Below are 10,540 nucleotides of genomic sequence, written 5' to 3' on the forward strand. Positions count from 1 at the left end.
AAATTAGATTTTTCAATTCATTTTTCCATTTTAGATTATTATTATTTATTAATTCTTTTTTTTTCGTCATCAAGAAATTTTTTTGTTTTTGAAATTTATTTTTTTGCTCCTCTAATAACGAATACTTTTTTTCCATTTTTGTTTCAAAATTTTGTTCTAATTCTGTTAAATTTTGATTTTTTTCGTCTATTTCCGTTGTATAATCATTTAATTGTTGTTTTAGATTATCAAAAAAATCTTGATTTTCTGTTATCATTTGTAACATTTGTTCAGGAGTAGGATTATTTTGTAAATTGTAAAACAATTCTTCAATTTTTTTATTAATTTTTTCTAAAAATTTATCTAAACTTGATAAAGATGGATTTAAATCTTCAAAAAATTTTTCTATTTCAGTTATATTTTGCGCAGTTAAACTATCTAAACTATCTACATCTTTAATATCAAATATATTATTATATTGGATACCAAAAAAAAGGTTTATAAATTTAGAATAAAAACAGGAATTGGTTAAATCTCTATTTTCAATATCATTTTTTATATTTTTCATTAATTTCTCAGATTCATCATTAAATGTTTTTTTTTGTTGTTCAGAAAGTAAAGATTCTAAATTTGTTGAAAACATTTTAATATTTTCGAAGGGCAAAAAATCTTTTTTATTTAAGTTTCGAGGAATAATAGATATAATTGCTTTTAATTCGTTCATTTCTTCTAAAATTTCTTTTTTTAATGAATTTTGTTTTTCTTCTTCTTTTTTTATTTTTTCTTTTATTTTTTCGATAATTTGTTCATATTGTTCCTTTTTTTCTAATATTAGGCTACAATAATCATTGATAAATGATTGAAATTTTGATTTTGATGAAGTTCCTTTTGATTTTAAATATTGTTGATTCTTTTCTATAAATTTTTTAATTTCATCGTATTTTGATAAAATTTTTTTACGTTCGAAGTTAATTTTTTTATTTAAAAATCGTTGTTGTATATCATTTTCTTCTTTCCCTTTTAATTTATCTATTAATTTATCTACTTTTTGTAAATAAATTATATCTGGGCTTTGAATTTCGTATCTTTTCGTGATATCTCTTTCTTGAGTTTCTAATTCTGTTTTTAAAAAATCCATATATTTTTCGAATTTTGTTTTTTTTTCATCAATTTTTTTTAAATAATCATCTTCCATTTTGTTTAATCTATTGATTAAAAAATAATTCAATTTTTTCATTTTATCTTTATATGTTGAATCTTCATCAAAACAAGAAATTTGAAAAACTAATTGAGCATAAAACTTTTGGATTTTTTCTAAGAACAAAATAATTTTATTCTTTTGATTTTTTATTTTATCTTTAAATTCGATTTTATGATTTTCGATAAATGATATCAAATCTTTTTTATTTTGCCAATAATCTCTATTATTAAATTCGATTTTATTATTTTCGATAAATGATATCAAATCTTTTTTATTTTGTCCATAATCTCTATCATTAAATTCGATTTCGCTATTTTCGATAAATGATATCAAATCTTTTTTATTTTGCCAATAATTTTTCTTATTATTTGGTTTTTCGATGCTGGGACAAAAATTAAAATCATTATCAATAGTTTCGAATTGCGAAATTCTTGAATTTAATTTAGGGAATTCGAAAAGTTTTTGTTTTAAAATTAGATTTTTCAATTCATTTTTCCATTTTAGATTATTATTATTTATTATTTCTTCAATTTTATCTTCTATTGTTATTTCTTTTTGTATTTTACTTATCTCTTTTAGAATCTCTTCTACTTCTTGAAAAAAATTTTTGTTTATTTCGTTAAACAATTCTTTTTGAATTTTATAAAAAACATTTAAAAATTCTATTTGAAATTGTAAATTAGAAGAAGCAGGTTCATAACTAAATAGTTGAGTCCTTTTTAAGTTTTTGCCTTCTTCACTTTCATCTCTTTCGGATATATATATATCTTTTCCATTATCTTCTGATTTTATTTTTAAATAATCTTCAAGTGGATATTTTTTTAACATATTAATTATATGAAAAACATAATTAAAATAATTTTCAGCAATGTCTTCAACTATTTGTTCATAATTTTTATTAGAATCAAATATTTTTTTTTTGAAATTATGAGAATCTTCAAACAAAGATATAAAATAATCATATAAATGAAATTTTATATGTTCCCCTCCTACAAAAACTATTTTTTCATTTTGTGTAAAAATATTTTCTTCTAATTTTTCTTTGTGTTTTGAAAAATCCTCATCTTTTTTTATATTTTTGAATAAATTTAAAATAATTTGACCTATATTCAAGTTTTTTGTGTCTATTGTAGATATTTCTATACTAAATGTTTCTTCATTTTTTTCAACTATTTTTACGCTAAATTTTTGTGATTTTTGTGGGGATTTTTTTTGATAATATTGCAAAATTGACTCAAATTTTTGTTTAATAGTTTGTTTGTCATAAAAATATTCACATAATCTTTTATGTTGTTTTGTTTCTAATTCAGATGTTTCTCTTTGTTTTGTATAATCTTCTTCTATTTGTTTTGAATTAACAGCATATACATTTGGAAATATAAAATAATTAAAAATAAAAAAAATTAATAAAATTAAATAGGAAAAAAAAATTTTGTTTTTAAAAAAATTAATCTTAACTAAATTCAATTTTAGTCTCCTTTTGTGAATTAATAAGTAATTTTTGTATTGAGTAAGATATTAAATAAATCAAAACAATTTTTTTATATTTTAAGAAATATTTTTTATTGAGATAATATGTCTCTAATAGAAGCATTAGTCTTTCCATAATCTGTTTGATGTCCAAAAAATTCTTCAAAAGCTTCTTCTAAATCAGCAATTATAATACTTTCGTGAGAATGATATCCTGCTTTATTAGCTGCATTTGTAATTAACATCTCTAATTTTCGATTAGATTGAAGATCATAGAAATGTTTTTTAACATTTTCTAAATCTTCTATATCATAATCAGTAGGTAATTGTTTTTGTTTATGAGTTTTCTTCCATAAATTTTCCATCTCTTCTTTTTGATTATCATCGTCCATAGTGGATAGTTGACCTTTAGGTATTTTGTTACCAATTGCAGAAATAATTAAACCCTTTTGTATAGCTTTAGCATAAGATTCAGGTTTTTGTAAAGCATTATTAAATTTTTCTACAATAGTTTTTAAATAAGGAATAACATCAGCATCGTATTTGTATTGTTTCATTATTTTTTCTAAAAATCCTAATCGTTGATCTTCGTTTAAATATCCTATTTTTATTTTTTCTAAACGAGACAAAATGGCATTATCTATTTTATCTAAATGATTAGTAGCGGCTATGAAATAAACAGGTTTTTCAGGATCGCTTTTTACTCCATCGATTTCAGCTAATAACAAATCTGTTTTTTTAGAATCACCAGGATCTAAAGAATTTGATGTTCTCGACTTAACAATTTCTTCTGCTTCATCAGCAAAAATAACAGCAGGACTGTTTTTTCTAGCTTTTCGAAATATATCTTCGATTTCTTTTAGAGAATTTGCAGGAGTGATAATATAAAAATTCATTTCTGATTCTTTGGCAAAACATTGAGCTAATAAAGTTTTACCTGTTCCAGGAGGTCCAAACAAAACTACTCCTTTTGGAAAACTATTAGGTAAAAGTTTAGCAGGTTCAGGATCCATGAATGTCTCTCTGGGTTCTTTAAATTTCAACAAATAGTTTTTGTAATTTTCAAGCCGAAAACGTTTTTGTGCTTCTTGTAACTTTTTTATAGCTCCTTCGAGACCATAACAATCTTTAAAATTTTTAAAATGACTAAAATTATTTTCTGGTGGCGTTAAAGCTTCTAATAAAGGTTGTAATGAATTTCCTTCTTCTGAAGAACTATTTCCTATTTTTCCTTCGTTGACATTATCATCGGAAGAATGGTAATCAGGTAATTTATTATTTGGCTTTAAAAAAACAATAAGAGCTAAAATGAAAGAAATTAAAGTAATTAAAGTGATAATAAATAAAACCACATGTTGAATATCAATATTTTTTATTTTTTCTTTTTTAATTATCAATATATCGTTAATTTCCTTTCTTATTTAAGAATATTTTTTTAATTATTCTTTTTGTTTATTAAAATTAATTTTTCTTATTTACTTTTTATTAATAAAGCTTGAAAATAATTTAGGAATTTTGTTATTTCTGTAAAGATTAACAAAGTTAAATGATTTTTTAGCATATTTAGTAAATTCATCATTTAATTCATTTAATTCTTTTTTTAAATGTTCTTCAACTAAACTCGAAGATGTAAGTTTTTTTATCGATTTTGTTGAATTAGCAAAAATATCTAAAATATTAGCAAAAGCATTCAAATATTTTCTTCCTTCATCTAAATCTTTTTCTTCTTCTTCACGTTCTTTTTTATTTTCTTCTTTATTAAAAATCGAATATTTTTTGTCTAAATTTTTTTTCATATCTTCTATTTCTTTGCAACATAATTGGAAATTTTCTAGTAATAGGATTATTTGTTTTAAATCAGAACATGCTTGAACATTTGGTCCTTTTTCTTCTATTTCTAATTGTTGTTGAAATTGTTTTATATTTTTATCAAAAATATTGGCAATTTCTACATCTTTTTGATTTTTTTCTTGTATTTCTTTTATTTTTTTTAGTTTTTCTTGGATTTTGTTGATATCATTTTCATTTTCATTGTTGATATCTGTTTCTTTGCCTAAATCTAAGTAAGACTGAATCGTTTTTGAAGTTTCGTCACAAAAATTTATAATATCATCGTTATTATTATTTTTGGAATTACTTGTTAATATTGGCCTTAATTCATCAACTTCTTTTTTTACTAATTTAGGAATCAAATAAAAGTAATTAATCAACATAATCCCCAAAAACAAAAATGCAAAAATAGATGAATAAATTATTTTTTCTTTTTTAATTATCATAATTAAATTTCAATCTTTTCTCTTTTCTTTCTTGAATTAATTTATTTTTGAAACTTTTGATTATAAAAAATATAAATGAAACAAAATCGTAAAACAAATTATAAAATTAAACTATTTCAACATGAATAAAGAATTATTTTTATTAAAAATTTATTTTAAATTTTAGATATTTATTCTATGTAAATTATTTATTATTATACTATCTAATTTTTTTCGGATTGATATTGAATTTTTTCCTGAATTAGATCACTTATATAAACAATATTTTTGAAAAATGATATTAATTCTTTATTTTGAAAATGTTTTAAATCTAAATAATAAGGATTTTGAGTAAATTCTTCACAACATAATAAATTATTAAAATTTCCAAAATTTAATTTAGTTGTGTCATTTTGAAAAAAATATTTTCGAAATTCAGTTTCGCTTTTAAAAATATTATTGAAGATATCATATTTTATATGATTAATATTATATAGGTTTTCAGGAAAATTTCTTTCAAATTGTTTAATATAATCTATGCACCATTCTTTTTCGATAAATAATTTATATTTTTTCTTAGGTGAAGTTAAAAATTTTTGTATTATATTTTCGTCGGGACCTTTTCTAGACGAAGAAGAACTATTTATTTCTTCATAACGATAAATTTCATTAGGAAATTTTTTTGTAATAATTTCTATTGTTGAATCTGCCCTTCTTATTTTTATATTTTTGTCGTGTTTATAAAAAATACCTTTATCATTCATTTCTTCCAATATTTCAACATATAAAATATCTTTATATTGCATTTCTTGCAATATTTTAAAATATATTTTATTTATTTGTTGCAAAAAAATAAATGATGATTCTAGATGTGTTATATGATGTTTTATATTATTATTATTTTGAATTGGTTCTGATATTTGTTTCAATAAATTTAAATAACGTTCAATTTCATTAATTGATGATTTAATATCATTAATAAAAGTCTTTTCTTCTAGAGAATCTAATATTTTTTGTGTTTCTTTATCTTTCAAAAAAGAATTTAGTTCTAAATAAAATTGATTTAAATTTTGAATTGCGATGTAATAAAATCTTTTATAAAACATGTCTATTAATTCTTTTTTAATTTCTAGAAATTTATCTTGACATTTAATAAAATCTTCATATTCAGGATTTTGAGATAATTCTTTATAACTATATTCATCTTGCATTTTTAAATTTTGTTCTAATAATTTATATTTCTCAATTATTAATTTATCATTTTCTAAATTATCATTTTGTTTTTCTAATTTATATATTTTTTCTTTTAATTCAAGTATTTCGTTTTGATTAACTTGTTTGGTTTGATTAACTTGTTTTATATTTTTTAATAATTTTCTATTTTCGGATATATTATCCGAATTTGTTCCTATTTGTTTATCAATTTTTTTTATTATTTCACAAACAATTTCTTTTCTGTAAAATTTCCATTTTTCCATTTCCAAAAATTTTTCAGGAATTTCTTTAAATCTTAAATTATGAATTTTGTCGTTTAATAAATTAAATTTGACAATATCTTGATTTTTCTTTATCTTTTTGAACCCGAACAGAAACCAAAAAACAACAAAAATAATCATAAAAATCATAAAGATGACAATAAACCTAAAAGGTGAGAAAAAATTTTTTATTTTCAAAACTCAATAACCCAATATTCCTTTCTTTGTATAAATATTAAAGAGGTTTTTTTTAATACAATGTAAAAAAATGTTTTGGAAAAAAATATAGAACAAGTAATGAATAACAATATCATATCAAGACCAAATTGAACATTAAAATATATAATAAATTATAAAATCATGAAATAAAATAAAATTTTCCATTTTTTGAAGTAAAAAAAAATTATATATTTTTTAATATAATAATTTAAAAATTATCAAAATAATTAAGAATCAATGAAAAGTAAAATATAAAAATAGATTAAAAATAAATATAAATGAATATAATAATCATTATATATAATTTTTCATTATTTTTTCAAAAAATAGATAAAATTAAAATGAATAATACATAAATATATTTATATGTACTTTGCAATATTCAATAAAGTTTTGTTTTATTCTATCAATTTTGGTTTTTGCTTCTTCAGAAAAATCACTTAGTGAAATGCAGTGTTCTAAAATTTTAGACACTTTTTTTTATTTGATCTAATTTTTTGTAACATTTATCAATTTTTTGTTCGTAGAATTCATTTTTTTAAATATTCAATTTGTATATCCATCAAAGTTTGAGAAAATTCTTCTTCCCAACCTTTGTGCACTGTTCCGTTTTCTTAGACAACTTTTGTTTCTAAAATTGTTCTTTAAGACTTCAAATTAAATAGATAATTTCATATCTTTTCAAAAGTGTAGAAAATAAAAGAAAATTCATTTTCTTTGTGATTATATAATCTTTCTTTAAAAAAAGTTAACCAATACGCACTTACTAATAATTGGATAAGCAACAAGGGGAAAACAAACATCGAGAGGATTTACATTCTTTTGATGTCTTGGCCGATTGAACGAAACTATAAAAGCTGTCTTAATGGATTCCTGAACTATTTTGCTTATGTAAGTAATATTTTTTTTGGTCTTACCCCTCACTATACAGTTAGGCAAAAAAAGTTAAAAAGTCGTCTAGAAAATAAAACAAAATTCATTTTCTTTATGATTTTATATTTTTTTCAAAAAAAAGCGCGCTAAAAATATGTGCCTACTCCAAAAAATAAATAAACTGTTAAAATATTTTTTTCAACCCTAAAAAGTGTTATTATTCCTAAAGGTCTAAAATTGTTTTAGTTCTTTGTTACTTTATTTTATTTCTTCACCCGTGTTTGGGTCGTATTTTTTGATGTAATTGATTGTTTCGCCGTCTGCGCAGTAAACAGTAAGCTTAATTTTGTTCCTTGTGTTAACGTCGTATTCCATGATATAATCCTTAGCGATGCCGTCATCTTGATAAAAAATTTGTTTACTTAAATGGCCGATTGTATCATAAAAATCTTCTTCGCCAACTGTTACTCCGTCCAAATTATAGTGAGCTTTATGAACGTTGTGTCCCGTTTGAGGGTTGTATGTTAAGATATAATTTATCTTTTTTTTATCGTCATCATGATAAAAAGTCTTCTTTTTGTAAAAGGCGTTAAGGCGTTTTTGTGTATCGGCCAATTCTTTTTGAACTTCTTCAAGTGTTGATACATGAGGTGGTTGATTACTGTTCAGAGACGGTTTACAATCTTTTTTAATTACTTTTGTTAGGAAAAAAAGTAACAAAAGTGTTGCAATGATAAATCCGAATAAAATCATTCTTCTTTTAAATGGTGAATCTTTTTGGTTTTCCATGTTTAGGTACCTTCTTTCTAATTTTGTTTTTTTAATTGTAGATATGGTTAAATTTAAAACACTTTACCAGTTTATGTTTTTTTGTTTTGTTCGTATTTTACTTCGACCTTGAACATCTTCAAAATATACAACAATAAAAAATATCCCTAAAAAGATAATTAATAAAATAATAATCCAATTTTTTTTAAAAAAAATTCATCATTTCACATCCTTTCTAATAACAATAATAACTTGTATTATATTTTAAAAAAATAAATTGTTATTATTATACAATTTTTATTTTGTTAATGTTAAAAAAAAATTTTTTAAGCTAGGACAGATATGAATTTTGGGTTTTCGTCTCGATTTTTTTTCTTAGTTTTTTTTCGACTTTGGTATAGTTTGGAGATTATTTGGCTTCTTTCTTTTTCCAAAATTTTTATCTCTTCATTTAAAGGTTGTAATTTATTAGTTTTTAATCTATATTTTTTTACCCTATTGTGATAAGTTACCTGCTTTATAAATCTAATAAAAATTATTTTGAATATAATTTTCAAAATTTATAAATGCAACTGCAGTTCCCAAAATTTAGACACTTTTTGTTTTTAAAAAATCTTTAAGACTAATTATTAAGTTAGTCTTTTTTTATTAAACAAGACTAAAAAAAATTCATATCTTTTCAAAAAAAATATTTTTTGAAAGGTATCGAATGTCAAGATCAAAATTATTTCAAGGATGAAGAGACTATGAAGTAGTCGGTGGCTGAAAACTCAAATTGGAATATTTGAAATAATGGAAACCATCCGCAGTAAAGATTAACGGTTGCTCTCCAGTAAAATGGAGCCAGTAGAAAGATAAAAATAAAGTCAAATTGTTTATTAAAAAAACAGTTTGGCTTTTTTTCTGTGCAATTACTTAGTTTCCTAAGAAAACGGAACAGCGTAAAATACAAATCTTGCCAATAAAAGCGTATGTTCTATCGCTATAAATTATTTTTCTAAAAATTCTATTTTAATGATTCATAAACCGAACTCCTTTGACTAATTTTATCTTTTATCTATTTTATCACTTGACTTTAAGTAAATATTCATATATAATCTTTCTTAATATTTTAATTATTTTATTAATTGATTTTTATTATCATGAATTATTTTTCATATTATCTTATTATCTTATTTGATATTATTAAAAAATAATCCGATATTAGAATATATAAGAGATATTGAGAATAGTAATATGATTTTAATAATCAATGAAATTGAAATAAAGTAATTAAGGTAGTTTAGTATTCAAATTTAAATTTTAAAAATTTTAAATTGAATAATTTATTTGAATAAAGAAATTATCTTTATTTAGAACAATTAAAATTAGTTGCTACTATTCAAACCTAAAATTAATGTACAAATACAAAAAAAATAAAATTATTAAAAAAATTTTTTTTATAATTAGATTCAAAAAATAAATCAAAAAAATCAAATCCCGAAAGGAAACTTTAGTTATGGAAAATCAAAAAAAATTTAAAATTTTATTTATTGTCAACATTATTTCATTTTTTGCAATCATAAGTGTTTTTTTGTATTTGTTCCTCGAAATCGAGGAAATGAAAAAAGAACAAGCAATAGAAAACAACCAAATGATGGAAGATTTATGTAAAAATATAAATATTAGCTTAAAGATTTTAGACACAAAAATTAAAGAAAAAAATCAAGAAACAAATTACAATATCCTCAATATCCTCAAAGAAAACAAAAATGTTCAAGAATCCCTTAACTTAATGATTAAACTCCAAAAACATTTTGAGCAATCGTTGAATCACAAGGTTGACAAACCAAAAGACAAAGCAGAAATTATCAAAGAAATAAACGACATTAAAGATGCTGCGAATGACAATCGTACATTTGTCGATGGCGAAGTTGCAAAAGTATTGAACGACGATACTAAAATAGAACAAGATTATTCCGACCTTCTTGACAACATTAAAGCGAAACAACAAGACTATCATGAAGTGAAATCGAGAGCTAATTCTGATTTTACAAAAGATATCGAAGGAATTAAAGATGCGCAAGCGATCAAAGAATTAAACGCCCAAAAAGCAAACATGGATAAGGTTTTGGATGACTTCGATTCTGAATTAAACAAACATATCACTAAAATCGAAACAACAAAAAAAGCTAAATTTCCAAGCAATGCAAACCCAGCTAAAAACAGCCCAGCAGGACCAAACCTAGCTGAAACACAACAAGGAGCACCAGCAACAGGAGCATAACCAACAAAATAAGATAGTTGATTTATAGAATCAA

The 10,540-nt window shown here is 22.0% G+C and carries 6 protein-coding genes; 1 reads left to right on the forward strand and 5 read right to left on the reverse strand.

Annotated features, from left to right (window positions below; all coding sequences use genetic code 11):
- The 5 genes from MDPP_RS01905 to MDPP_RS01925 all read right to left on the reverse strand — a co-directional run.
- Positions 1-2,647: hypothetical protein (locus MDPP_RS01905; RefSeq protein WP_144658535.1), on the reverse strand; the 2,647-nt coding region annotated here is incomplete at its 3' end.
- A 95-nt stretch (positions 2,648-2,742) separates the two neighbouring features.
- A complete protein-coding gene (locus tag MDPP_RS01910; protein WP_144658536.1) occupies positions 2,743-4,047 on the reverse strand; it encodes an ATP-binding protein in 1,305 nt (434 codons plus the stop codon).
- 78 nt (positions 4,048-4,125) lie between these two features.
- Positions 4,126-4,926 (reverse strand): hypothetical protein, encoded by an 801-nt coding sequence (locus MDPP_RS01915; protein WP_144658537.1) that lies wholly within the window; start codon positions 4,924-4,926, stop codon positions 4,126-4,128.
- A gap of 203 nt (positions 4,927-5,129) precedes the next feature.
- Positions 5,130-6,530, reverse strand: coding sequence for a V-type ATP synthase subunit I domain-containing protein (locus MDPP_RS01920; protein ID WP_144658538.1), 1,401 nt, complete (start codon positions 6,528-6,530; stop codon positions 5,130-5,132).
- Positions 6,531-7,730: 1,200 nt separating this feature from the next.
- The gene (locus MDPP_RS01925) at positions 7,731-8,261 is read right to left on the reverse strand and encodes a DUF2963 domain-containing protein (RefSeq protein ID WP_144658539.1); all 531 of its coding nucleotides are present in this window, start codon (positions 8,259-8,261) and stop codon (positions 7,731-7,733) included.
- A 1,477-nt stretch (positions 8,262-9,738) separates the two neighbouring features.
- Here MDPP_RS01925 and MDPP_RS01930 point away from each other — a divergent pair.
- The gene (locus MDPP_RS01930; protein ID WP_144658540.1) at positions 9,739-10,506 is read left to right on the forward strand and encodes a hypothetical protein; all 768 of its coding nucleotides are present in this window, start codon (positions 9,739-9,741) and stop codon (positions 10,504-10,506) included.
- The last annotated feature ends 34 nt before the right edge of the window (positions 10,507-10,540 follow it).

It is taken from the genome of Candidatus Phytoplasma pini (genome assembly GCF_007821455.1).
Classification (GTDB): domain Bacteria; phylum Bacillota_I; class Bacilli_A; order Acholeplasmatales; family Acholeplasmataceae; genus Phytoplasma; species Phytoplasma pini.